Source organism: Halobellus salinus, assembly GCF_014646875.1.
Lineage (GTDB): Archaea > Halobacteriota > Halobacteria > Halobacteriales > Haloferacaceae > Haloquadratum > Haloquadratum salinum.
This window is the reverse complement of sequence record NZ_BMOC01000004.1, coordinates 79732-103708: the sequence shown is the minus strand read 5'-3', so window position 1 is coordinate 103708 and position 23977 is coordinate 79732. Positions and strand designations below refer to the sequence as shown.

At 65.3% G+C, this 23977-nt stretch carries 23 protein-coding genes and 1 pseudogene; 5 read left to right on the top strand and 19 right to left on the bottom strand.

The window, feature by feature from the left end; translation table 11 throughout:
• Nucleotides 1–181: 181 nt before the first annotated feature.
• Together IEX72_RS05045 and IEX72_RS05040 are read right to left on the bottom strand one after the other, a co-directional pair.
• Entirely contained in the window at nt 182–703 is a 522-nt protein-coding gene (locus tag IEX72_RS05045) for a DUF7344 domain-containing protein (protein ID WP_188786294.1), read from the bottom strand.
• A 162-nt stretch (nt 704–865) separates the two neighbouring features.
• The gene (locus IEX72_RS05040; RefSeq protein ID WP_188786293.1) at nt 866–1708 is read right to left on the bottom strand and encodes a ubiquinol-cytochrome c reductase iron-sulfur subunit; all 843 of its coding nucleotides are present in this window, start codon (nt 1706–1708) and stop codon (nt 866–868) included.
• A gap of 204 nt (nt 1709–1912) precedes the next feature.
• Between IEX72_RS05040 and ppc the strand changes: the two genes are divergently transcribed.
• Entirely contained in the window at nt 1913–4606 is a 2694-nt protein-coding gene (gene ppc, locus IEX72_RS05035) for a phosphoenolpyruvate carboxylase (protein ID WP_188786292.1), read from the top strand.
• Nucleotides 4607–4652: 46 nt separating this feature from the next.
• On the opposite strand, the gene IEX72_RS05030 is transcribed toward ppc, so the two are convergent.
• The 4 genes from IEX72_RS05030 to IEX72_RS05015 form a co-directional block, all read right to left on the bottom strand.
• Complete coding sequence (locus IEX72_RS05030; RefSeq protein WP_188786291.1) at nt 4653–5084, bottom strand: ribbon-helix-helix protein, CopG family; 432 nt, start codon at nt 5082–5084, stop codon at nt 4653–4655.
• A gap of 163 nt (nt 5085–5247) precedes the next feature.
• Entirely contained in the window at nt 5248–5397 is a 150-nt protein-coding gene (locus IEX72_RS05025; RefSeq protein WP_188786290.1) for a hypothetical protein, read from the bottom strand.
• Nucleotides 5398–5489: 92 nt separating this feature from the next.
• The gene (locus IEX72_RS05020; RefSeq protein ID WP_188786289.1) at nt 5490–6125 is read right to left on the bottom strand and encodes an RPA family protein; all 636 of its coding nucleotides are present in this window, start codon (nt 6123–6125) and stop codon (nt 5490–5492) included.
• 1 nt (nt 6126) lies between these two features.
• A complete protein-coding gene (locus tag IEX72_RS05015) occupies nt 6127–7056 on the bottom strand; it encodes a replication factor A (protein WP_188786288.1) in 930 nt (309 codons plus the stop codon).
• Between the two features lie 423 nt (nt 7057–7479).
• On the opposite strand from IEX72_RS05015, the gene IEX72_RS05010 reads away from it, so the two are divergent.
• Together IEX72_RS05010 and IEX72_RS05005 are read left to right on the top strand one after the other, a co-directional pair.
• Entirely contained in the window at nt 7480–7782 is a 303-nt protein-coding gene (locus IEX72_RS05010; RefSeq protein ID WP_188786287.1) for a DUF7091 family protein, read from the top strand.
• Nucleotides 7782–9077: a mannose-1-phosphate guanylyltransferase gene (locus tag IEX72_RS05005; RefSeq protein WP_229663746.1), complete on the top strand. Its 1296-nt coding sequence runs from the start codon at nt 7782–7784 to the stop codon at nt 9075–9077. The genes IEX72_RS05010 and IEX72_RS05005 overlap by 1 nt, the downstream gene beginning before the upstream one ends.
• Before the next feature lie 39 nt (nt 9078–9116).
• Here the strand turns inward: IEX72_RS05005 and IEX72_RS05000 are convergent, their stop codons facing one another.
• Both IEX72_RS05000 and IEX72_RS04995 read right to left on the bottom strand, forming a co-directional pair.
• Nucleotides 9117–9698, bottom strand: a complete 582-nt coding sequence (locus IEX72_RS05000; RefSeq protein ID WP_188786286.1) for a Tfx family DNA-binding protein — start codon at nt 9696–9698, stop codon at nt 9117–9119.
• Nucleotides 9699–9776: 78 nt separating this feature from the next.
• Nucleotides 9777–10256: a TRAM domain-containing protein gene (locus IEX72_RS04995; protein WP_188786285.1), complete on the bottom strand. Its 480-nt coding sequence runs from the start codon at nt 10254–10256 to the stop codon at nt 9777–9779.
• Nucleotides 10257–10367: 111 nt separating this feature from the next.
• Here IEX72_RS04995 and IEX72_RS04990 point away from each other — a divergent pair, with 111 nt between their 5' ends.
• Complete coding sequence (locus IEX72_RS04990) at nt 10368–11072, top strand: hypothetical protein (RefSeq protein ID WP_188786284.1); 705 nt, start codon at nt 10368–10370, stop codon at nt 11070–11072.
• Nucleotides 11073–11168: 96 nt separating this feature from the next.
• Here the strand turns inward: IEX72_RS04990 and IEX72_RS04985 are convergent, their stop codons facing one another.
• The 3 genes from IEX72_RS04985 to IEX72_RS04975 form a co-directional block, all read right to left on the bottom strand.
• A complete protein-coding gene (locus IEX72_RS04985) occupies nt 11169–12164 on the bottom strand; it encodes a radical SAM protein (protein ID WP_188786283.1) in 996 nt (331 codons plus the stop codon).
• Between the two features lie 384 nt (nt 12165–12548).
• Entirely contained in the window at nt 12549–12899 is a 351-nt protein-coding gene (locus IEX72_RS04980; protein WP_188786282.1) for a DUF5802 family protein, read from the bottom strand.
• Between the two features lie 140 nt (nt 12900–13039).
• Nucleotides 13040–13390 carry a hypothetical protein gene (locus IEX72_RS04975; RefSeq protein ID WP_188786281.1) on the bottom strand — a complete coding sequence of 117 codons (351 nt, stop codon included), beginning with the start codon at nt 13388–13390 and terminating at the stop codon, nt 13040–13042.
• Nucleotides 13391–13612: 222 nt separating this feature from the next.
• Here IEX72_RS04975 and dnaJ point away from each other — a divergent pair, with 222 nt between their 5' ends.
• A complete protein-coding gene (dnaJ, locus tag IEX72_RS04970; protein ID WP_188786280.1) occupies nt 13613–14782 on the top strand; it encodes a molecular chaperone DnaJ in 1170 nt (389 codons plus the stop codon).
• A gap of 220 nt (nt 14783–15002) precedes the next feature.
• Here dnaJ and IEX72_RS04965 read toward each other — a convergent pair.
• The 8 genes and pseudogenes from IEX72_RS04965 to IEX72_RS04935 all read right to left on the bottom strand — a co-directional run bounded on the left by IEX72_RS04965 (nt 15003) and on the right by IEX72_RS04935 (nt 23919).
• Nucleotides 15003–15353: pseudogene (locus IEX72_RS04965) on the bottom strand (type II toxin-antitoxin system PemK/MazF family toxin).
• Nucleotides 15350–15721 (bottom strand): MarR family transcriptional regulator, encoded by a 372-nt coding sequence (locus tag IEX72_RS04960; protein WP_188786279.1) that lies wholly within the window; start codon nt 15719–15721, stop codon nt 15350–15352. Before IEX72_RS04960 ends, IEX72_RS04965 begins: the two are co-directional and overlap by 4 nt.
• 112 nt (nt 15722–15833) lie before the next feature.
• A complete protein-coding gene (locus IEX72_RS15350) occupies nt 15834–15962 on the bottom strand; it encodes a hypothetical protein (RefSeq protein WP_268238875.1) in 129 nt (42 codons plus the stop codon).
• A gap of 3 nt (nt 15963–15965) precedes the next feature.
• Complete coding sequence (aglJ, locus tag IEX72_RS04955) at nt 15966–16889, bottom strand: S-layer glycoprotein N-glycosyltransferase AglJ (protein WP_188786278.1); 924 nt, start codon at nt 16887–16889, stop codon at nt 15966–15968.
• Between the two features lie 177 nt (nt 16890–17066).
• Nucleotides 17067–17501, bottom strand: coding sequence for a type II toxin-antitoxin system VapC family toxin (locus IEX72_RS04950; protein ID WP_188786277.1), 435 nt, complete (start codon nt 17499–17501; stop codon nt 17067–17069).
• Entirely contained in the window at nt 17498–17773 is a 276-nt protein-coding gene (locus IEX72_RS04945; RefSeq protein WP_188786276.1) for a hypothetical protein, read from the bottom strand. The genes IEX72_RS04950 and IEX72_RS04945 overlap by 4 nt, the downstream gene beginning before the upstream one ends.
• A gap of 432 nt (nt 17774–18205) precedes the next feature.
• Nucleotides 18206–21088, bottom strand: coding sequence for a DUF7827 domain-containing protein (locus IEX72_RS04940; RefSeq protein ID WP_188786275.1), 2883 nt, complete (start codon nt 21086–21088; stop codon nt 18206–18208).
• A gap of 254 nt (nt 21089–21342) precedes the next feature.
• Nucleotides 21343–23919 (bottom strand): DUF7827 domain-containing protein, encoded by a 2577-nt coding sequence (locus tag IEX72_RS04935; protein WP_188786274.1) that lies wholly within the window; start codon nt 23917–23919, stop codon nt 21343–21345.
• Nucleotides 23920–23977: the final 58 nt, after the last annotated feature.

Sequence of the window (23977 nt, the reverse complement as noted above, 5' to 3'; positions counted from 1 at the left end):
TGTATGTCTCAGCGATCCCCATTGATAACTATCCTCAAGAGGAGAGGGGTTGTGAAACGATGTTAAGTCTTTCCTCCCGCGGCGCTCGAAGCCGGCACGGCGCGCGGTTTCGACCGGAATCGGTGGTGCCACCCCGCGGTGGGCGAACGCGGCCGGCGCAGCCACACCCGATCGCGGCGGGTCACGCCCGGAGACGGCGGTCGTAAACCCCGGCGGCGACGACCGCCGCCGAGAGCACGAACCCGACCGCTGTCGGGCCCACCGTGCGGAGGCCGGGGACGCCCGCGGCAGCGCCGAGCAGGGCCACACCACCCAGGAGGCCGACACCGGCGTAGCAGACCGGCGAAACCCCGGTCTCACCCGTTGCGGGCTCCAGATACGCCCGGAGTTCGCGGGCGTTGGCCGCCAGTTCGACCGTCTTCCCGTCGGGGTCGTAGTCGACGACCCCGAGTTCGTCGAGCTTGGGGAGGTGCGTCTGGTGAAGCGAGACGTAGACGCTCTGTCGGACGTTCCGGGGCGGTGGCGACTCCCCCGCCTCCACGCCGCCGATGTGTTCGGCCAGGTCCGAGACCGTCTCTGCGTCTCGCGCGGTCCGGAGTCGCTCTAGGACCAGGCGACGCCGGTCGTTCCGGAGCACGTCGTGGATCTCCGACGCCGATAGCTCGCCGATCGTAGTGGCTTCCGGTGCTCCGGGTCCGGTCATGCTACCTGTATCTCGTAGCCCGGCCTACATGAAGGTATCTGACACGGGCCGGCGCCGGCGCCGGCGCCGGCGCCGGCGCCGGGGCCGGGTCGCGGCGCCGGGGGTCGCCGCTGACGGCGTGGGAGGGACAAACCGCCCCGGCGTCCGCCGACAGCGGCGCGGTCACTCGGGACGGGGGCGCGCGACGAACAGCGTCTGCACGATGCTGAAGGGGTCGTAGATTGACTGGTGGCACTGGCAGTAGACTTCGTTTTCGCCACCGAACTTGGCCGATCCCTCGCTTTTGTACTTCGGCACGCAACAGAAGTGCGTGCATTTGTTGAGCCACGCAACGAACCCCTCCTGCGTGGAGGCCTCGAGCCACGGGTCCTGTTGGGCGAGGTCCTCAACCCGGTCGGATTTGATAACCTGGATCGGAATGACGTCTTCGGCGTCCTCCGAGCGCCACCGCCCGGTGGCGCCCTTCCCGATACCGGGGTCGCCGACGCCGTTGGACCACTCCTGGTAGTCGGAGAAGTCGTCGACGTGGAGGCGGTCACCCTCGGAGTAGGCCTCGCTCTGCCACTCGTAGCCGGGGTTCGATCCGACCCGGAAGTAGTTGTCCGAGTCGTAGTCGGGCTGGACCCCGGCGTAGGACTCCACGCCGCAGTACTGGAACCACTCCGTGGAGTAGGTCTGACCGGAGCCTTTGAAATCCTCGGCCTCGGCGACCTTGACCGAGACCCCGCCCTGCTGTTCGGTGGTGACTTCGGGCCAGGCGCCCTTGAGGTATCCCTCGTCGTCGATCTCGACCGGGATCTGCGGCATTCCACGGGGGGCCGGTCCGTCAGTGTTCTCGATGGCAAACGCCTGGGTGGACCCGCCACCGGCGCCGCTGGCCTGCGTCGCGGAGTTGATCGCGGCCGCACCCGTCGCGCCGACGCCCGCGAGCGCTGCGCCCCCAACGACGCCCTTGACGAACCGGCGGCGGCCCGATTCCGCCGGGTACTTGTCGCTCTCACTCATACCTGAGTCTTCGGCCCGCCGGTAAAAAGGATGACGACCTGGGCGTCGTCGACCGACTGTGGTGTCTCCCCCGGCCGCGGGCCGAGCGACCCACCGCACCCCGGAGGCGCCACACGCCTGCCTCCGGCGGTTCGGGCTCGACACGGGGTGGTCGAGACCACCGAACTCGGTAGTTTTTACCCGGGCGATAGTATACGGCCTGGTATGGATCTCCACGGCAGGGACGTCAACCAGGACGTCCGGGAACTCGGGGCCCTCCTCGGCGACGTGTTGGCCGACCAGACGTCGGAAGGATCGTTCGAGACCGTCGAAGACATCCGGAACGCCGCGATCTCCTACCGGGAGGGAGAACACGACTCACGCGCGGAGCTCGACCGACGGCTCGAAGGCCTCTCGCCCGACGGCGAAAGCGTTGTTTCGCGCGCGTTCACCACGTATTTCGAGTTGATAAACCTCGCCGAGGAGCGGGAGCGCGCCCGCGTCGTCCGGGAAGGCTCCCAGTCCGGCGACCTCGAGGACGGGTTGGTCGCGACCGTCGAGACGCTCGTCGAATCCGACGCCGACCCCGAGACCGTCCAGCAGGTGCTCGACGACGTGCTCATCGAGCCGACGTTCACCGCCCACCCCACCGAGGCCCGGCGGAAGACGGTGAAAGCCAAACTCCGGTCGATCGCGAGCCGGCTGGAAGAACTCGACGAGCACCGACTCACCGACCGCGAACACGACCAACTGTGGCGGAAGGTCGACGCCGAGGTCACCAGCCTCTGGCAGACCTCACAGGTCCGGGAGCGCCGGCCGGAGCCGCAGGACGAGGCCCGGAACGTGCAGTGGTACCTCGAATCCATTCTCTTCGACGTCGTCGGCGAGGTGTACGCCGAACTCGAGGGTCTCCTCGGCGAGGAGTATCCCGACGTCGACGTGCCGAAGCTCTTCGAGTTCCGGTCGTGGGCGGGGTCGGACCGCGACGGCAACCCCTTTGTCACCCCGGAGGTCACCACCGACACCCTGGAACGACAGCGCGCGGTTGTCTTGGAGAAGTACCGAACCGCACTCAAGCGGCTCTCGGGGTTCCTGAGCCAGGACGGTCGGCGGGTCGACGCCGGCGCCGAGCTTGAACGGTCGCTGAACGCCGACGCGTCGCGGCTCCCCACTGTCGCGGCCGAGGCCGGAGACCGGTACCCGAGCGAGCCGTACCGGCAGAAACTGAAGCTGATGCGGGAGCGGCTCCACCGGATCGAGGACGTCCGGCCCGGCGGGTACGCCGACAAGGCGGAACTGCTCGATGACCTCACCACGATCGATCGGAGCCTCCGGGCGACCGGCGCTGAGGTTGTGGCCGACGAGTACGTCGAGCCGCTGATCCGGCAGGTCGACACGTTCGGGTTCACGCTCGCGAGCCTCGACCTCCGCGACCACCAACAGAACCACACCGAGGCGGTCCACGAGGCGCTCGCCGGGGCGGGCATCGACTACCGCGGCCTCGACGAGGACGGTCGGATCGAGGTGTTGACCGAATCGATTCTCCAGTCGGAGCCGGTCGTCGACCTCGACGACCCCGGCGACGTCTCCGAGCTCGCCGAACGGGTGCTCCGGCGGTTCGGGATGCTCGGCGAGTGGCAGAGCGAGTTCGGTGTCGGCGCCATCGACACCTACTGCATCTCCATGACCGAAGAGCCCAGCCACGTGCTCGAGGTGCTGTTCCTCGCCGACCAGGCCGGGGCGGTGTCGCTGCCGGACCACTGCGGGATCGACGTCGTTCCACTGCTCGAAACCGAGTCCGCGCTCAACGGCGCCCGCCGGATCATGGGCACGCTGTTCGAGAACGAGGCCTACCACCAGGCGCTTGCCGCCCGGGACAACGTCCAGGAGATCATGCTGGGGTATTCCGACTCCAACAAGGAGAACGGCTTTCTCGCCGCCAACTGGGACCTCTACAAGAACCAGCGCCGGCTGGCCACCATCTGCCGGGATTTCGACGTGCGGATGCGGCTGTTCCACGGTCGCGGCGGGTCGATCTCTCGCGGTGGCGGCCCGATGAACGAGGCCATGCTCGCGCTGCCGAACGAGACCGTCTCCGGCCAGATCAAGTTCACAGAGCAGGGCGAAGCGATCGCCGAGAAGTACGCCAACCCCGTCATCGCCGAGCGCAACCTCGAACAGATGGTGAACGCACAGATCCGCGCCCGGCTCCGAGCGATCCGCGAGCCCGAAGAGGAGGTCGCCGACGCGTGGGTCGACGCGATGAACGCGATGGCGCCCGCCGCCCGTGAGGCCTACCTCGGACTCTTAGAGTCGGAGGGGTTCGTGACCTACTTCGGGCAGGCCACCCCGATCGGCGTGATCGAGAACCTCAACCTGGGGTCGCGGCCGGCGTCGCGGTCGGGCGAGCGCACCGTCGAGGACCTCCGGGCGATCCCGTGGGTGTTCTCGTGGACCCAATCGCGGTGTATCATCACCGGGTGGTACGCGCTGGGGACCGGCATCCAGGCGTATCTCGACGACGGCGGCGACATCGAAACCCTGCGTGAAATGTACGTGGAGTGGCCGTTCTTCCGGACGACCCTGGATAACGCCGCGCAGGCGCTGGCCCGGACCGACTTCGAGATCGCGAGCCACTACGCGGAGTTGGCGGATCCGGAGCTCCGAGAGGCGTTCTTCCCGGAACTCCAGGCCGAGTACGAACGCGCCCGCGACGTTGTCCTCGACATCACCGGCCGGGAGTCGTTGCTCAAACGCGAGTGGCTCGACGAGAGCCTCCGCCGTCGGAACCCGTACGTCGACCCGCTGAACCTGCTCCAGACGAAGCTGCTGGCGCAGGCCCACCGGACCGACGAGGAGGAACAGACCCTCCGGCTGACGGTGAAAGGCATCGCCGCCGGCATGAAAAACACCGGGTAGCGCCGGCAGCGGGCTGGCAGACTGCCGTCTCGCGGGTCGGTGTCGGTTACCGGTACGGAACGCCCTCGGTCGACTCCACCCCGACGGACGAGTCGTCGCGGTCCAGATCCTCCAGGTGGACGACCTCCTCGTCGGCTTCGAGTTGTTCCTGGAGGTAGTCGATGTACTGTTTGTGCTCCTCGAGTTGCTCCCGGAGGTGGTCGGCTTCGAGTTCGAGGCGCTCGTGCTCCCGGACGAAGCTCTTGGGCACCTCCACCGTGGGGGGGAACGGTTCGGCGTCGTCGCCGTCATCGCTGCGGAGCCGTTCGAGTTCGTGCTCGGGGATGGCCTGGACTTGGCCGTCGTGGGCAACCAGGGTGTCGACGTAGTCGCGGAACACCGCCGACAGGGAGATGTCGCGCTCTTCGGCGATCTCTCGGAGCGTCTCGAACGCGTCCTCGTTGACACGGAACGAGATCGTCTTGTTTTTGTTCCCCATCGTATCGCGTACGTATCGTCGACGTGCGCACTTAGTAGTTCGTCAGACGCCAGTGGTACTGTTTAGTTAGGAGTGAAATCGGTGAGAACGGGAGAGAGACGAGCTTGGAAGCCCGCGGCCCCTTCCAGTCCCACCCGTCGGTGGTTCTCTGGTCGGTCGTTGCTTAACTAAACACGACCACGCCAGTCTGGACGGCGAGCGCGACCGCGGCGACGAGTGCGAGTATCACGAGCGTCGTCACCGCGATGCTTCTGAACGTCAGCGGGGCCGGCTGTCGGAGGCGTGTGCCCGCCGGGCGGAGGGTCTGCAACATACGCACCCGACGGATACGGCGAAAACCGACATCAGACCGGCGATGACTCAAAAAAGATCGAACTCACCATCAACCCGGGACCGGCAGGCGCCTCAGGGCTCGGGCTGGAGATCCGCGCTCGGCGCCGACCCGCCGACGCCGAGTTCGTCGCCGTCGGACTCCTCGACGCTCTCTAACGCCGACACCGTCGACTCGAGGTACCGGTCGACCGGGATGTCGTACTCCTCGCGGGCCATCCGGCCGTACTCGTTGCCCTCGTCCTCGAAGGCGCCGACCCGGTCGATGGTGCGCTCGGCGGCCTCGACCACCCATCGGTCGCGGGTGGTGGCGTCGACGACCTGGATCGACTCCGGACGGACCGAGACGTTGACCGTGCCGTCGTCGGTCTCGTACGTGCGGGGCTTGCCCACCACTGCGACGTACGCCGGCGGCTCCAGATCCCGGAGCGTGCTCGTCGCTTCGGGCTGGTACTGGCCGGCGTACACGAAGAACGTGCCCGTGGGGTCGACGATCCGGCCGCGCCAGTACTCGTTGTCCTCGCCGACGTCCTCTTTCTCGGTCAGGGTCCCGATGAAGAACACGCGGTTGACTTTCTCCCCGGTGGGAAGCAGCGCGTAGACGGGCGCGCGGTCGTCGTCGGACTCCTTGAAGCTGAACGTCGCGTCGTTGAACTCGTCTGCGAACACACGCCGTGCGACCTCTCGGGTCGGGATCTCGTTTGAACTCATCTCAGATCGACCTCGCTTTGATCAGCACCGCTTCGGGATCCGCCGGTTCGGTGAGCCGTTCGACGTCGTCGGCGAGGACGTACCGACCGAGTTCGGGGCCCGAAATCCGGTAGTACGTCCCGAGGAGGTCCTCGCGCATCTCCTCGACGACGACCGTGGTGTCGAGGGCGTCTTTCGCCATCTGCTGGGCGGTCTCCAACCCGATCCCGGTGAGGTCCTCGGTGGTCTCCCGGCCGAAGATGGTCTCGTGGACGGTCGTGCCGTCGTCGAGCACCCCCTTGATCCGGAGGTCGAACTCGCCGTCGACGTCGCCGTGTTCGGAACACCGGCCGTTCTGGAGCACGCGGGTGCAGCCCTCCTCGGGGCACCGTTTGATCAGGCCGCTACCCGACTGGATGTCGACCAGCGCGCCCTCAACGGTGACCGCGTCGTCGCCGACCTCGATCTCCTCGTCGACCGCTTCGATGGTGGTCGTGCGGTTGAGCTTCACCGAGAAGTCGCCCTGGTACTCGTCGGTGACCAGGTTGCCGAGCCGGTAGACCGCGCCCTCCTCGAGTTCGGGGAGCTCAGAGGTCTCGAACGCGACGAACTTGGTGCGCCCGGACTCGTCGCCGAGCAGCCCCACCTGTGCGATGGAGTCGCTGCGGGGCTCCCAGAGTTCGACGACTTTCGCGGTGGCGTCGATCCACTGTTCGTCCTGGTCGATGTCGGCGAGGCGGACCTCGTCGTTGCCGCCGCGGCCGAGCTCCTCGCGTTCGAGGTCGGCCTCGTCGAGGTAGCTGTTCGTGACCGAGCGCCGCGCCTCCTCGACGGGCACGCGGTACTCCTCGACGAGGGTGCGAAGTCGCTCTTCGACCTCGTCGTCCGTCACGTCGATGTGGTCCGAGAACTGTTCGGTTATCTCCGCTGCGTGGGTTCGCAGGTCTGTCATGGTGGGCTCGCCTCCGCCTTGGTTTTCATTGGGAGGCACACGCAGATTGGTTCGCGATGAGTAATAAACTATCGCAAGCGGGGTGGAAGTGAATCCGCGGGTCGGGGTCGACCCCGATCCGACGGCGCCGCGTCGCGGTGCTGTGCAGACGAGGGAGGTGAGACTGCAGATAGCTCGAAAGCCCCGGCTCGCTGGAGTCGGGGGGCTCGTTGCGCGCGCTCCCTCCGGTCGCGTGCTTACCTCGCCCGCCTTCCTCCAGCGAGCCGCCCCTTTCAGTCCCACCCGACGGTGGCTTACCGACCAGCCGATACGGGTGAGACTGAAAGGGGCTTTCGGGGTGATCCCCGGTTCAATGGCTTCTCTGAACGCCACCTGTCGCCCTCACCAACGGACCTATACCGATCGCCACCGCATATCGGGCCGATGGACGACCGTCTCGAAGGCCTGCTCAGGCGGAAGTTCCGGGCGGCGGGCCGGCAGTACGCCCGCGCCCGTGAGGCGTACAACGAGGGCCGCGACGGCAGCGACACCGACGCCGGGGACGACCGCGTGCCGTCGCTTCCCCGCGACGACGAGGGACGGGCGCGGGTGGTCTGCCGCCGCCACGCCGATCGGCGGGCGGTCGCGATCGACGACGACGGCCGTCCGGCGTGTTTCGACGCGGGCCACCCCGACTGCGAGGGGTGCGCCGAGGACGTGCGCGACGGGATCGTGGAGACGTGGTGATGGCCGGGGGTGGCTCCGGCCCCGACTCCGGGTTGAGTTCCGACTCCGAGTTGAGTTCCGACTCCGGGTTGAGTTCCGACTCCGAGTTGAGTTCCGACTCCGAGTTGAGTTCCGACTCCGGGTTGAGTTCCGACTCCGAGTTGAGTTCCGACTCCGAGTTGAGTTCCGATCCCACCGTCGTCGCCGTGGTGCTTGCGGGCGGTACGGGGTCGCGGCTCTACCCAGCCAGCCGATCCGACAGACCGAAGCAGTTCCTGTCGCTTCTCGGCGAGGCGTCGTTCCTCGAGCGCACCGTCGCCCGCGCCCGGACGGTCGCCGAGGCGGTGATCGTACTGACCCGCGAGTCGTACGCCGAGGGCGTGGCCGAACGCGTCCCCGACGCCGAAGTGCTCGTCGAACCCGCGGGCCGCGACACCGGGCCGGCGCTGCTGTACGCGACCCACCAGGTCGCAAAGCGGTACGACGACGCCGTCGCTCTCGTGCTCCCGAGCGATCACCTGATCGGCGACGGCGGGGGCGATGAGGGGTTCGCGCCCGCGGTCCGGCGGAGCGTCGGAGTCGCCGCGGCGACCGACCGACTGGTCACGTTCGGCGTGGAACCCACGCGGCCGGAGACCGGCTATGGGTACATCGAAGCTGCCGAGCCGGTGGCGGACGCCGCTGCGGGCGGTCCGGCGACCGACCCCGTCGCGGACGGCGCGGACGCCGTTGGGGGCGACCCGTCGATCGGCCCCGTCGCGGCCGATGTGGAGTGGTACCCCGTTGCGTCGTTCCACGAGAAGCCCACCACCGAAACGGCCGAGTCGTACGTCGAGGCGGGCCACTACTGGAACGCCGGGTTGTTCGCGTGGCGCCCCGAGGTGTTCCTGGCCGCGGCCGACACGCCGCCGCTTGCGCCCCTCCTCGACGCGCTCCGGACGGGCGACGACGCGGCGGTACGGGCGGCGTTCGAGTCCGCCGAGCCCGTGAGCGTCGACTACGCGGTCTTGGAGTCCGCCGCCAACGTCGCCGTCGTGCCCGCGGCGTTCCCGTGGGACGACATCGGGTCGTGGGACGCCTTAGACCGGGTGCTCGACACCGACACGGACGGCAACGCCGTGACCGAGGGTGCGACGGTGCGAGCGCTCGACGCCGCGGACAACGTCGTCGCCGCCGACGACGCCCACGTCTCACTGGTCGGCGTCGACGACCTCGCGGTGGTGGCGCGGGACGATCGGGTGCTGGTGGTGCCGAAAAACCGCGCCCAGGACGTCAAACGGGTGGTCCGGCGGCTGGAGGATCGCGGGGAGTTCTAACCGGATCGGGCCCGGACGTCCGGGCGGCCGTGACACCTGTCACTCAGTGGAGCGCCGCACCTGCACCCGACCGTTGGTGGTCACACCCACGAGCAGCGACTCTCGGACCTCCCGGCCCTGGATGGCGTCGCCGGCGGCGTCCGACACCGCCTTCATGAGCTCCGGAGCGGTGCGGTTCACCTTCACGCCCGCGTCGTCGCAGGCGTCGTACACCGCCTTCGGGACGTCATAGAGGTCCGTGCCCTCCGCGACCGGGATCCGGACCGGCGCGGTCAGCGCCTCAGCGAACGCCACGGTCTCTCTGGCTTTTTCGACGTTCCGGCGGGCGCTGGACTCGACGCTCGAGACGTTCGCGCGGGAGGTCCCCAGCGTCGACGCAATCTCGGATTGGCGGATCCCCCGCTCTCTGAGGACCAACACCTCTGCCTGCCGCCGAGTCAACACGCTCGCCTCGGCGTCGAACCCCGCCGCGGAGAGTGCGTCGTCGGGGTCGGAGGCGTCCTCGGTCGGTCCGCCGTCGGAGGCGTCCTCGGTCGGTCCGCCGTCGGTCGCCGACGGGTCGCCGGAGTCGGTGCGCTCAGGTGTTGACGCCTCGTGGTTGCCCCGTTCGGCGTTTGTCATACCGCGTCGTACGCACGCGCCGGCAAAAAAGGTGCCACAGACCGACTGTCCGTTCTCCCCCGCTTCCGGTTCCGACGGCTACCCGCCCCAGAAGTTGTCGCGGCTGCCGAGCGCCGTGGACCGGTCCCGGCCGCCGCGTCCGCCGCGATCGCGTCCGCGTCCGTTCCCGTCGTCCTCTGCCGTGGAGCCATCGCTCTCGTCGTCACCCTCCTCGTCGTCCTCCATCGGGAGGCGTTCGACCACCTTCTTCGCGGTCGCGTGGTTCGACTTCACCCGGTCGATCCGGACGACCGCCCGTGTCGTCGGCAGCAGGCCGTCGATGAGCACGATGAACCCGTCGTCGGTCCGACCGACCCCCGCCCCGCTCTCGTGGATGTCGTCGACCTCGACGAGGATCTCCTCGCCGGGCTTGACCGGCTGGGCCTTGAGGTCCCGGATCGGCTGGTCGTAGGAGTTACACCACTCGGCACCCCCGCGGTCGCCGTAGTACTGACACCCCATCCCGTTGATTCGCTCCGAATACCTGGGGCAGTCGTCGGCAAGCGGACAGTCGGACATAGCGGTGAGTACTCCGCGGCGTGTCTAAACGCTTGTGGGTTTTGCGGTGGGCTCGACCGGGGCGCACGCGGGACCGCAACGCTTTCGCCCGCGTCGACCCGAGAAGCCGGTATGAGCCGGCGTGTCCCCGAGTTCGCCGTCCTCACCGGCGTGTTCCTCGGTGTCTCCACCCTGGTGTCCGGCGCCGTCCTCGCGTGGGGGCTCTACGCCACCGTGGTCGTCGGCGCCGTGGTCTCGTACCCGTTCGTCGCGTTCGGGATCGTCCGCGACAACGACCCCGCGGCGACGATCCCGCCGCGGTGGCTGCTCGCGGCCGGCGCGGTCGTCGCGGTCGCCGGCGGGGTCGGGGTGGTGGTCGGCGACCCCACGCCCGGCGGCGTCCTGTCGGCGGTGCTCGTCGCCGCACTCCTGGGTGCGCCCGCCGCCGCCTACGCAACGCGGTTCGGCGCGGACCTCAACCCCGTGGCGCCCCGAATAACCGTTCTCGCCGGGGGAGCGGCTGGACTGGCCCTGCTCGTCGCCGGACTCGCGACCGGGCGGCCACTCGTCGGCGCCGCCGCGAGCGTGCTCGCGGGGCTCGGGGCGGCGCTCTACGGAACTGAACGCGGCGTCGACGTTGACGCGCGGACGAAGCGGCTGGTCGCCGCGGGGGGTGGGGTCGTCGGGATCGGGATCGTCGGCGTGGGGGTCGCCCGCGGCGGTCCGCTCGGGCCGTGGCTGCTGGTCGGCATCGCGGCCGCGGTGGTGCCGAGCCTCTACGCGGCGTTGACGCGGGCGCGCTCCGGTGGATCCCGGCGGCCCCGCCGGTCGCGGTAGTGACAGACCGCGTCTCACTCAGGCCGACCGCGTCCGACTCAGGCCGACACGCGCGATTCAGGTCGGCGCGTGCGACTCAGGCGGACCCCGTCCCGCTCAGGCCAACGGCGTGCGCTCGACAACGGTGCCGTCGGCGGTGGGGTACTGCTCGACGAGTTCGCCCTCGGGCACGTCGCCCTCGTCGACCATCTCTTCGAGGAGCCACCACGCGACCTCGACGTGGTCTGGCTTGACCGTGTAGAAGTCCTCGGGGACGCCGAGAGCGTCAAGTGTCCCGGGGGAGACCCACGTTTTGCCGTAGACGAGCGTGCCGTCGTCGGTCACCTCGTCGAAGGGACGGCGGATGGTACGCGCCATCCGCTTGAGCCGGTTGCGGTGCTGGGCGGCGTCTTTGAACACCGAGGTGCAGAAGTAGACCCGCTCGTGGTCGCCCATCGATTCGAGGATCTCGGATTTCGACCCCTCGACCGCGGACATGTGGCCCTCCTGGAGTTCGTACCCCTGCTCTTGCATCCGGCGGTAGTTGCCGTCGCTCATCTCGAACTCGTTGACGTTACAGAACTCGGCGGCGCCCTCGTCGAGAAACTCGAGAAACTCCTCTTCGGCGCGGATGCCGGGGATCTCGAAGGCGGGCGTGAGCCCCTCCTCGCGGGCGATGTAGAGGATCTCTTCCCACTCGGTGCCGTGAAGCTCACCCCACAGTTCGTACGGCGGGTGAAACCGGATCTCGTCGAGGCCGGCCTCCGAGAGACGGCGCATGTTCTCTCTCCCTCCAGTGATCCCGGTGTAGAGGTGGGTGTGGTGCTCGGCGCCGAACTCGTCTTTCAGGAGTTCGAGATAGCGCGTCGTCTTCGCCATCGCCTCCTGGGGCTCGCCGCCGGTGATTGAGGTTCCCAAGGCGTCCATCCGATGGGCCTCCTCGATGACGTCGCCGTCGGACTCGACGAGGCGCTCGTTGGCGTAGACGTCGGTGACGTTCTTTCGGTTCTCGCCGAGCGGGCAGTAGAAACAGTCGCGCTGGTCGCAGTACCCGTAGACGAAGAGCACCATTTTGCCGCCCTTGGCGCACTGCTCACAGCCCTTCGAGATCATTTTCTGTGCCTTCTACCGGCCCGAGACTCAAAAGTCGTGCTACTCGGGACGGGACTGCGTAGCTAGGTGTGAGATCGTCGGGAACAGGATAATGACGACCTCGGAAGCCCCCGCGGTCTCGACTCGGGGGCCTCGTTGCGCTCCTCGGCCTACGGCCTGCGGTGCTTACGTCGGCCGCCTTCACCAGAACGCTTGCGTTCTGGTTGGCTGACGAGAGCTTGCTCTCGTCAACTTCGTCGAGACCGCGGCCCCTTCCAGTCCCACCCGAGGGTGGATTCTGACCAGCATTCGTGTAACGAGACACGACCGGAGCGACGACGGCCGGTTGGTGGTCTCGCCCGGATGGATCCGGACGGGGTTGTCGGCCGACGCGTACGACGTCGCTTACGCCACCGCCCCGTCGTCGCCGAACCGGTAGCCGGAGTACTTCAGGAGCTCGGCGGCGCGTTCGGACTTCGCGAGGAGGACGTCGCGCTCGCCCGGGAGGTCGCGGTCGTCGACCGAGTCGGGGACCGCGAGCGTGCCCGACGCCACGTCCTCGTCGCCAAGCACGGGGATGTGACCGGTGTCGAGTTTCATCACGAGCGGTGCGTCGACCCGGAACACCCCCTCGTCGCCGTAGAGCCGCTCGTTCACCTGCTCGTGATCGGCCTGTCGGATCGCGGGCACGTCCCGGTCCGACGGCTCGACGTAGAGGCGTCCCAGGTAGTAGCTCGTGGAGAACGTTTCGAACATCCGTGTGAATGTGTCACAATCACACACCGTAATAAGCCTTTCCGGGAGCACGTCGACCTGGGTGGCCCGTGTCCGTCCGCCGTCGGTCACCGGTCGGGCCGTCCGCGACGCGTTCTCGGACGAGCAACCCGCAGTCGAGTTCACTCCTCGCCGCGCGTGGCCGCGGTCATCGCCCAGACCGCGGTCAGCCCCAGCGCGGCCGCCGGCAGAAGCGGGAGCACGAGCAGGGAGGCGATGTACGGGATGCCGACCGCCGCGAGGATCCCGGGCCGGAGGTAGATGATTCCGGGTACCACGAGGGTACACCCCACGAGCACGCCCACGAGCACCCACCCGCGGGAGCCGAACCCAGGGGCGGTCGCGGTGGCTTCACTCGTCGTGGGATCTTCACCTGTCGCGGCCGCGGCTCCCGTGGCGTCGTCGCCGGTCGAGGGTCGGCTGTCGGCGTCGCCGGGGCGGTGGACGTAGCCGCGGTCGTCGTCTGAACTCACTGACTTCCATTACGGCTACCGCGACAAAGCCCTCACGGTCCCCGACGACGGGTTCTGAGCGCGGCGTTCGGGTGGTGAAGTCGGGATTCGGGGGGACACGACGGCACTCGGTCCCCGAACCGGCCCGGTCCGGCCGACACACTCGGCGTGAATCGGGCCCGTGGCTCGAACACGAGACCCGTTCGGTTGAAGTGGTTCAACCGATTACTGGTCAGACAACGAATGAGCGAGGACTTCTACGACGTGCTCGGTGTCTCCCGGGACGCCACCGACGAGGAGATCGAGCAAGCGTACCGCAAGAAGGCCGCGAAGTATCACCCCGACGTTTCCGACGCCGAGGACGCCGAAGAGCGGTTCAAGCGGATCAAGAAGGCCAAGGAAGTCCTCACCGACGACGAGAAACGCCGGGTGTACGACCAGGTGGGCCACGACCGCTTCGAGCAGGCCGAAAAACGCGGCGGGTTCGACAACGGCGGCGGCGGGGGCGGCGGCCGCGGCCAAGGCAACCCCTTCGGCGGGATGGGCGGCGGCGGCCAGGGCAGCCCCTTCGAGGACATCTTCAACCAGTTCTTCGGCGGCGGCCAGGGTCGCGGCGGCGGCCGGAACCGCCCCCGGCAGGGCAGCGACATCCGGACGCAGGTCACGCTCGACCTCGAGGAGGTCCACGAGGGCGTCGAGAAACAGTTCACGCTCACCCGGCCCGAGGAGTGCCCGGAGTGCGGCGGCCGCGGCCACCCGGCCGACGCCGACGTGCGGACCTGCCCGCAGTGTAACGGCCAGGGCCAGACCACGACCGTCCGTGATACTCGCTTGGGGCGGGTCCAGCAGACCCAGACGTGTCCGCGGTGCAACGGCGCGGGCGAGACCTACAGCGAGTCGTGTTCTGTCTGCGGCGGCGATGGCGTCACCCGCGAGGAGGCCACGCTGCCGGTCGACATCCCCGCGGGGATCCGCGACGGCCAGACCCTCCGGATGGAACGCGAGGGCGCGCCCGGTGAGAACGGCGGCCCGAAGGGCGACCTCCTGATCGACATCGCGGTCCGGGACCACCCCGACTTCGAGCGCGACGGCGACGACCTCTACCACCGGCACCCGATGTCGTTCCCGAAGGCGGTCTTCGGGGCTTCTGTGGAGGTGCCGACCGTAACGGGGTCGACCGAACTCGACGTGCCTGCGGGGACCCAGAGCGGCGAGGAGTTCCGGATCCGCGGGGAGGGGATGCCACACCTCCGTGGGCGGGGCCACGGTGACCTCTACGTCCAGGTGCAGGTGGTGACGCCCGACAGCCTCAACCAGGAACAGAAGGAGGCGCTTGAGGCATTCGCGGAGGCCGGCGGCGAGGACGTGGACGTTTCCGAAGGGTTCTTCGAGAAGATCAAGAACAGCTTCTAAAACCCACTTTTTTACCGGGGGCCCTCGGCCGCGCGAAGCGCGGCCTCGAACCCCTGCAAAAAATCTGTCTCGCTGAGCGGAGCGAAGCGAGGCTCGTGAGGCGCTTGCGCCTCACGGTGGATCAAAAAATGCCGCGAGACTCGCGTTCGCTCGCCTCGCGGTACTACTGCTGGACTGCTATGTTTTGTACAACACTACGACCGCCTCACTGACCGTACCGTTATTCGAGTTCCTCGACGAGTGCTGCAACCGCCTCGTCGACGAGGGTCTCGGCGAGACGCCCCTGCCAGAAGTCAATATCCTCGCGGTCGATCGACTGGACGCCCCACGGAACGATCCGACTCTCGTCCGGGGTCCCGCCGCGAAGTCAACTCTCCTCGGGGATATCGATGAGGCCATCCATCCAGGATCTCGTCGTGAGCGTGACTGGGATGTACTGTTCGCCGTGGAACGGTCGTCCCTCGTGGTTCGAGAGAACGAGCCAGGGTCGAGCGTCCTCGTCACCTTTGAACGGGTCGTCACCGTAGACGACATCGCCCCGTTCGAAGATCGGAGCTGCGTCGTCGGTCACTGTTCTTCCTCGACGCTCGGGTGTAGTCTCTGGGGGGCGTGCTCGCGCCACGCCTCCTCGTCTTCGGTACCGAGACGGTCGTTGAACAGTTCAGTCGCTCGCTCGTAGCCGCTGTACCCTTCGAGGCGCTCGGCGTCGTCAGTCACCGCCCAGTACGTAGCCTTGTGTTCGACCAGGTCACGATCCTTCAATCGTGAGAGGGCAGTGCTGACTGCCCCTTCGTCGACATCGATCCGGGACGCAATCTCACGAGCTTTGAACGCGTGATCCGCGTGGGCCGCGAGGAACCCGAGTACCCGATCCGGAGCTGAAAGGTCTGCGAGTTCGTCCTCGCTCGCATTCTCGAAGGTGTCTCGGTCGATAGACATCGATGGATTGGGATACGGTACGTTCTGTAAAGAGTGTTAGGCGTGAAAGGTTTGAAAATACTGTACGAAAACTCACCACAGCGGTTCACTCGCCGTCGGTGACCGGACGCTGTCAGTAGTCGTCGGGATCGCCACCGAGATCTTCAGCGAGCGCTTCACGGAGTGCTTCCCCTTGTTTCGCCATCCCGTCGCGAAGCGCTTCGAGCTCTTGGTCGGTCACTGATCCCTGATCTCGTGGCATTTCTTACTCCGACCCGGCCTCCTCGTCGATCTTCTGCAGCGTGTCGCGATGCAGCGTCAACACCAGATCCGCGAGCACCCCGAACATCAGCAGTTGGACGCCGACGATGATCCCGAACCCGGAGACGACCGCCATCACCTCGTGGGAGATATTTCGGGTGATCCACTCCACGAGGACGTACGCCGCGATCACGAGCCCGGAGACCGTCGAGAGCACGCCCAGGCTGCCGAAATAAAAGAGGGGGTTGTTGGTCTTCGCGCGGCGGTAGAGCTCGAGGAAGATGATTCCTCCATCTCGGACCGGCCGGAGGTTCGTGTCCGAGCCGGAGGGCCGCGGGTAGTACGTGATCGGGACGACCGTCGTCTGGATGTTCCGCTTCGCGCACTCGACGGCCATCTCGGTCTCGATGCCGAACCCGTCGGCCGAGAGCGTCATCTTCAGGAACGACTCGCGGGTGAACGCGCGGTACCCCGAGAGGATGTCGGCGAAGGTCTCGCCGTGGACGAGCGCGAACCCCTTGTTGATGAGCCGGTTGCCGAACTGGTTGAACCCCGTCATCGCGCCCTCGCGGAGGTCCGCAAAGCGGTTGCCGATGACGTGTTCGGCGTCGCCCGCGATGAGGGGGTCGAGCATATTGTCGGCGTCGTCGACGCTGTAGGTCGCGTCGCCGTCGAGCATCAGTATGTAGTCGCGGTCGACGTGCTCGCGAACGGCCTCGCGGACGGCTTGGCCCTTGCCGGACCCCGACTGGTAGACGACGCGTGCGCCCTCGGCCTCGGCGACAGCTGGGGTGTCGTCCTCGGAGCCGCCGTCGACGACGAGGACGTCGTCGAAGCCCGCGTCGCGGAACTCGGCGACGACACCGCCGATGGTCTCGGCCTCGTTGTAGGTGGGCACGAGGACGCAGACGTCGTCGAAGGGAGGCATTGCTTGGAGTGCGTCGGGGGCGCATCAAAGTGGTTCCGGAACGACGCTGGTACTCGTTAAGAGTGAAATACGTAAGAACAGTGGGGAGACGGGCTTGGAAGCCCCCGCGGCCCCTTCCATTCCCACCCGTCGGTAGTTTTCCGGCCGGGCGACGCTTGAGTGAGTGTGACCACGACGCTACGCGACGGTTGCGGGATCGAGTCGGCGAACGATGCCGTCGAAGTCGTCGTCGAAACTCAACACGCGGTCGATGCCGTGTCGCTCGGCCAGCGCGACGGTCGTCGCATCGGTGAAGCTCAGTTCCTGATCGTTGTACCGCTCGAACACGTCTACTGCGTCCGAAAACGGGCCCGCAGAGACCCGTAGTAGCTCGAATACCTGCGGAAACCCTTCGTGCCCTATTAGCCGGTCACTCAGCCGCCTGGCTATGTCGAACGATCCCGTCCGCGTACGGGCTAGTGTGATCGTTTCGTCGAAAATGAAGTCGCTGATGTACGGCTGTCCGAACTCGCCATCGTAGACCGAATCCAGTGCTGTTGTAGCAGCCTCGTGTCTCGTCGCGTCCGTGTCGTGCTCGGCGTAGAGGACGCCCGTGTCCACGATGACTGTCATCCGTAGAGGATGTCGTCGATGTCGTCCTCGTCGGTTTCGACGCCGGAATTGAAACGGGCCTCGCGCATCGCCTCCTTCTCCGCCTCCGAGAGCGGCACGGACGACTCCCGGAAGGAGTCGATGACCTCCTCGCGTGACTCGTATGCGTTGTCGATCAGTCGTGTCAGGAGTTCCTGTTGCGTGACCTTTCGCCCCGTTTGGAGACGGATTTCGGCCTGGAGTTCTTCGAGTCGGGACTTCGCGTCGTCATCGACTTTCACCGCCGTCGTCATGGTTGAAACTCAGTCTGGTTCTGCGTAAACATTTCTATTCAGTAAAACATACTACGAGCTATGTCACACCGCTCGGGACTACCACCCTCCGATGCCGATCTGTCGTCGGGACAGATCTACACAGGGTCGTCGGCGCCACGCGATGGAGCACGCGGCCGTTAGAGACCCAAACCGTCGTGTCCGCGGACGATCGTGCGCTCCTCGAACATATTGTCGTGAGGCGTCCGCCGTCGCGGTCGGCTACCGGGCGAGGTGATCGACGCGTTCGGACACGAATATCGGGTCGTTCCGACCGTGTACACACGGGTTCTATCCTCGACCACTGCAGTGTCCTGGCTGTATCCCCCTACGGTCGGGGCCTGTCGCTACTCGGTGTCGCGCGCGAAAAAAAGTGGAAGCCGAAGGGCCGGGCGGAGTCCGGTAGTTTAGCCGTCAGTCCCGCCGGATGGCGAGCAGCGCAGCGGCGAGCAGGGCCGTCAGCGCGACGATCACACCGAAGCCAGGCGTGCTGGTCGGGGTGGACGTCGGCTCCTCGGTGCTCATCGAGGTCTGGGTGTCCTGCTCGTCGGGCGTGGCCGTATCCTGCTCGTCCGGCGTCGCCGTGTCGGTGTCAGGCCCGGCCGTTGCTGTGTCCGTGTCGGGTTCAGGCGTCGCAGTGGCGGTCTCGACTGCCTCGACGACCTCGCCGCTCTCCTCTTCGTCGCTGGCGAGGAGCGTGTTGGCGACGACGATGTCGTACTCGTCTCCGATGTTCTGCCCGCTGAAGTCGAACGTCGCACCGAAGGTCCCGTCAGACTGGACCACGGGCGATGCCGTCTTCAGGAAGCTCGGGCTCACGCCGCTCTGGCTGCGGACGCGGAGCCGGAGTTCCGTGCCCGGTGCGATGTTCGTCGTGCCGCTGACCGTCTGGCCGTCTGCTTGGGAGACGTTGAACGGCTCGTCGACGCTCGCCTCGGGCTCTTCGGCGGTGAACTCGACGAACGTCTCGGCGTTCTCGTCGTCGTCGAACTCGTCATCGGGCGTGAAGTCGAATCCGGCGTCGTCCTGCAAGACGGTGAAGTTCGTCTCCAGTTCGGTGTCGTCGTCGGACGGAAGCTGCTCGTCACGCGGCGCGTCGAAGTCGACTACGCTCGTGTCCACGACGACAAAGTACGTGTCGTTCGGACCGTCCGCGATGACGGTCACGTTGTCACCGTAACTGAGGTTGAGCTCCGAGGCGTCCTGGTTCGCGCCCGGGCTTGCTTCTTCGATGGTGAGGTTAATCGGGCCGTTCCGGACGAGCGTCTCGAACTGCGAGGTCACGTCCTCGTTGGCGCGTGCGTCGAGCGCACCTTCGAAGCCGGACGCTTCGAGTTGGTGGACCGCGAGGTCACCCACCGCGACATCGTTCGATTGGGTGATCTCGCCGTTCTCGATCGCGTCGTTCACGTCTTCGAGGTCAGACGGGCTGAGTTCGCCGGAGCTGCCGGTCCACATTCGGAGCGCGTCCGTGCTGCGCTCTTCGAGTGTGACCGTGGCGACGTCGTCGGCGTCGGTGACACCCTGCCCGGTGCTGACACCCTGGTTGCCGGACTGGACTTCGAGGTCGTAGTCACCCGCGTCGACGAGGTCGTCGGTTCCGTCTTCGAGGTTCTCTGCGAGAACGTTATCGTCGCTATCGGAGTCGACGTTGAACACGTCACCGCTGACACTGCTGTCGAGCCGATAGGTGTTGATGTAGACGGTCACTTCGTCGTCGCCATCGTCGTCCTCGACGGTGGCGTTCGCGACCACGCCGTCGTCAGCGGAGCCGAAGGTGAGCGTCGCTTCGGAGGTTTCGGTCATCTCGACGGTGGCTTCGAGGATGTCACCACGTTGTTCGGTGATGACGTTGGTAGCGAAATTGGCTTCTTCATCGTCGGCTTGGCTCACAGTGATCTCCGAGGATTCAACCGTCACACCGGTGGCGTTGTCAATCACTTCAACCGTGTACGTGCCTGTGTCGAGTTCGCTACCGTCGTCGGCGGTGGCAGTGGTGAAGTCGACGTCGGCTTCGCCCTGGCCGTCCAGCCTGGTTACGCTACTGGTGTTGATCTCGTCGTCGCTGCTGTCCAGGAGCGTCGCTTCGATGTCGCGATTACCGGCGACCGCGCTGACGTCGGTCTCGATTGTGTCGTCGGTCGAGACGTTCGTGTCGTCGGCTGCGATATCCAGTTGCAGATCGCGGAGCGTGAACTGCGTGTTGTCGATGTTACTCCCGTCGATACTCACGTTGTACTCGCCGAGGTCACGGTCGCTCGTGTTCAGCACGAACACCTCGCTGTTCGTGTCCGTCGACCCCTCGAAGAAGAAGTTGTTCGGGCCCTCGGTATCGACATCGACGTTGGTGTTGCTGCTGACGATCGCGAGGTTGCCACCTTCGTAGACGGTCTTGTCGTCGTTCAGTTGGACCGTCTGCGGCGCGACCGTCACGGAGACGTTGTCCTCCGTGTCGCCGGTCACGAGCGCGTTCCCGTCCGCGTCCTCGATGTCACTCGTGAGGTCGACCTCGACATCGCCGGTCAGCACCTGTCCACTGGTGTCGAGGAAGTACCGCCCGTCAAGCGTTCCGGTGGACGGCGCGGGGTTCAGCGTCGCGGCGACGGTGTTGCCGTCGTCGTCGACCAGCGTGACGTCGCTGGAACTCGGGATCTTCACCGGTTCGCTGAACGACAGCTCGACGCCGGCGCCCTCGTCACCGGTGTCCTGGTAGTGGACGACGTCGACGAGTTCGGGGCTACCGGAGGCCGTATTCTGGACGGTGATCTGGTCGACTTGTGTCGAGTTTTCGATAATCCCATCGGTGTTGTTGTCCACCGTGAACCGAACCTGGTAGTCCTCATCGCTGCTGACCGATGGTGCAACCACGCCGGTCAGATCGAAACTGAGGTTGATCTGCTCGTCGTCGAGTCCGTTTCCGTCTGGAGTAACCGTCGCAGTGAAATTATCCGTCGTGTTGTCGATTGAGGTCGTGATGCTGCTGATGTTTTGATCGTCGTTAACCTGGATCGTGCTGTTGTCAGCGTTCGAGAGGTCGAAATTGTTTCCCCCGTCCGATAGCGACAGGTTGTAATCTATACTCGTACTGTTGCTCGCGTTGATCGTGGAGTTGAGTTCGATCGAGTGGGTGTTGTTACTCGTCTCCACGACTGTCGTATTCGTAATGTTCGCTCCATCCACTTCCGGATCGGAGGCTGCCACTGCGCTCCCGGAAAACGCGAGGGTCCCCGCGAAGATACTGAGGATCATCAGTACTGCGAGGAACATCGCTCGATGTCTATCTTTGTCTGTTGCCATAAATTGATCTGGGGATCACGATGTCACCAGTGGAAACCCTCCTCTCGCCCCGGTTTTGATCATCCACGTGGAACCTCGTGATATCGGCTGATACAGTCCAATTCACTTTGTATAGGGGGAGTACATAAATCGTGCGCCTCAGTTGTCGGTGCCGATAGTATCCGCTAAAATGAGTGACTAACGCTGTCGCTACTCGGTGTAGCGCGCGAAAGAAGGTGGAAGTCGAAGGGCCGGATTAGATCCGGTGGTTCAGTTTAGTTGTTGCGACGGACTGCCAGCAGCGCCGCGGCGAGCAGGGCCGTCAGCGCGACCACAATGCCGAAGCCAGGCGTGCTGGTCGGTGTGGAGGTCGGCTCGTCGGTCGGCTCTTCGGTCGGCTCTGCCGTGGCCGTGTCAGTCGGTTCGGGCGTTGCCGTGGCCGTGTCAGTCGGTTCAGGCGTTGCCGTAGCCGTGTCCGTATCAGTCGGTTCGGGCGTCGTAGTATCGGTTGCGACAGCCTCGACGACCGTGCCTTCCTCCTCAACCGGTCCATCCGGCAGCGTGTTGGAGTTCACTTCGATGTCGTACGTGTCACCAACACTCTGCTCGCTGAAGTCGAACGTCGCGCTGTAGGTCCCGTCGGACTGGACCACGGGCGACGCCGTCTTCAGGAAGCTCGGGCTTACGTCGCTGTCACTGCGGATGCGGAGCGAAAGCTCAGTGCCCGGTGCAATGTTCGTGTCGCCGCTCACTGTCTGCCCCTCTGCTTGGGAGACATTGAACGGTTCGTCGACGTTGATATCCGGTTCGTTCGCGTCAAACTCGACGAACGTTTCGGAGTTCTCGTCGTCGTCGAACTCGCCGTCAGGCGTGAAGTCGAAGTCACCAGCATCATCTTGAAGTACGGTGAAGTTCGTCTCCAGCGCCGTGTCATCGTCGTCTGGGAGCGGAGCCGAGTTGCTCCCGTCACCGTCGTCGAGAGTAACATCGCTGGTGTCAACGACCACGAAGTACGTGTCGTTTGGCCCGTCAGCGATGACGGTGAGGTTGTTCGGGGTGAGGTTCAGTTCCTGTGCATCCTGGTTCGCACCTGCATCCGCTTCCTCGATGGTCAGATTGAGGGGACCATCCGTGTCCAGGTCAGTGAACTCAGTCGTCACCTGCTCGTTTTCACGCGCGTTGAGTGCACCCTCTAGGCCCGATGCCTGCACTGCGTGAACTGCCAGGTCACCGACGGCAACCTCCGAAGACTCCGTGAGTGTACTCTCGTCGAGAGCGTCATTCACATCTTCGAGGTCGCTGAAGCTTCCGATCTCCTCGGCGCTTCCGGTGTGCATCACGATACCGTCAGTGCTACGCTCGTTGAGCGTCACTGTGGCGACATCGTCGGAGCTGTCTGGTTCGATCCCGACGTTGTTGGAACCGTCACCGAAGTCCTGATCACCGGCTTGAACTTCGAGGTCGTAGTCGCCGGCATCGATCAGGTCACCGGTCTCGGTAGTTATATCCTGATCAACAAGGGTATCGTCGCTGTCAGAGTCCAGGTTGAACACATCCCCCCCGCTGTTCGGAAGGTCACCAGAGGCGCTCATCCGGTAGGTGTTGATGTAGACGGTCACCTGGTCGTCGTCATTGTCGTCCTCGACAGTCGCATTCGCCTCAACACCGTCGTCGGCCGAGCCGAAGTTGATCGTCGCCTCGTCTGTTTCGGTCATCTCGACCGTCACTTCGAGGATATCACCGCGCTCTTCACTGATAGTGTTCTGAGTGAACTCAGCCTCCTCGTCGTCGGCTTCCGAGACTTGGATCTCGGTCGACTCGACGACGATACCGGTCGCGTCATCGGTCACCTCAACCGTGTACGTACCGGTGTCGAGTTCATCGCCACCATCGGCGGAGCTCGTCTCGAAGTCAACATCAGCCTCGCCCTGACCGTCAAGCGTCGTTACGCCGCTGGTGTTCACTTCGTCGCCGTTGCTATCGAGAAGTTCTGCTTGGATGTCACGTCCGCCAGCCACAGCAGACACGTCTGTCTCGATCGTATCGTCGGTCGTGACGTTCGCGTCATCGACCGAGATGTCGAGTCCTAGGTTACGGACGTCGACGTACGTACGGTTCGCTTCGTTGTCGCTTCGGTTAAGATAGATCTTGTACTGCCCGAGCTCACGGTCGGACGTGTCGAAGGTGAAGACCGTGCTGTTCGTTCCGGTACTACCTTCTTGGAAGTAGTTGTTGTCCTCGCCTTCAACGACTACATCAACGTCACCGAACGAGAAGTCGCCGCTCTGCGCCTCCTGATTCGTGACGTTCGATGCGTTGACAGCGAGCGTCACACCTTGGTAGGCGGTGACGTTTTCTGGCTTATTGGCCTGCGAGTCTGCCCCGCCGTCAGAGCTACCATTCTCAGCGGTATCGTGTTCGAGAGTCTGACCGGCGAAGACTACCGACTTTTCACCGTCGTTACCGATAGGTTCATTCCCAGCAGATTCAACATTTTCGGAGATGTCGACTTCAATATCTTCCGAGGAGATCACCGAGTCAAGCACGATTTCAACCGTGGAATTCGGAGATGTCTTAATATCGGTGATCGTATAATCAGTGCCGTTATTATTATCACCGTCGTCAAGTACGGTGAAATTGTCCGTATCGGCACTGGCTTCGCTGACGTTTCCTGTGAACGGTACTTCAATTACCGGGACGCCACTACTGTTTACGTAGTGGACGGCATTACCATCGTAAGATGGTGCCGTCGCAGCAGCACTCCCCGAGAACGCCACAGTCCCAGCGAAGACGCTGAGGACCATAAGCATCGCGAGGAACACCGCGCGGGTCTTGTTTGTGTTTCCTGTCATAGTTTGGTTGGATCGCATCGATCGCGACAGCAACTTTCTCTTGACCACCGGACGCCCC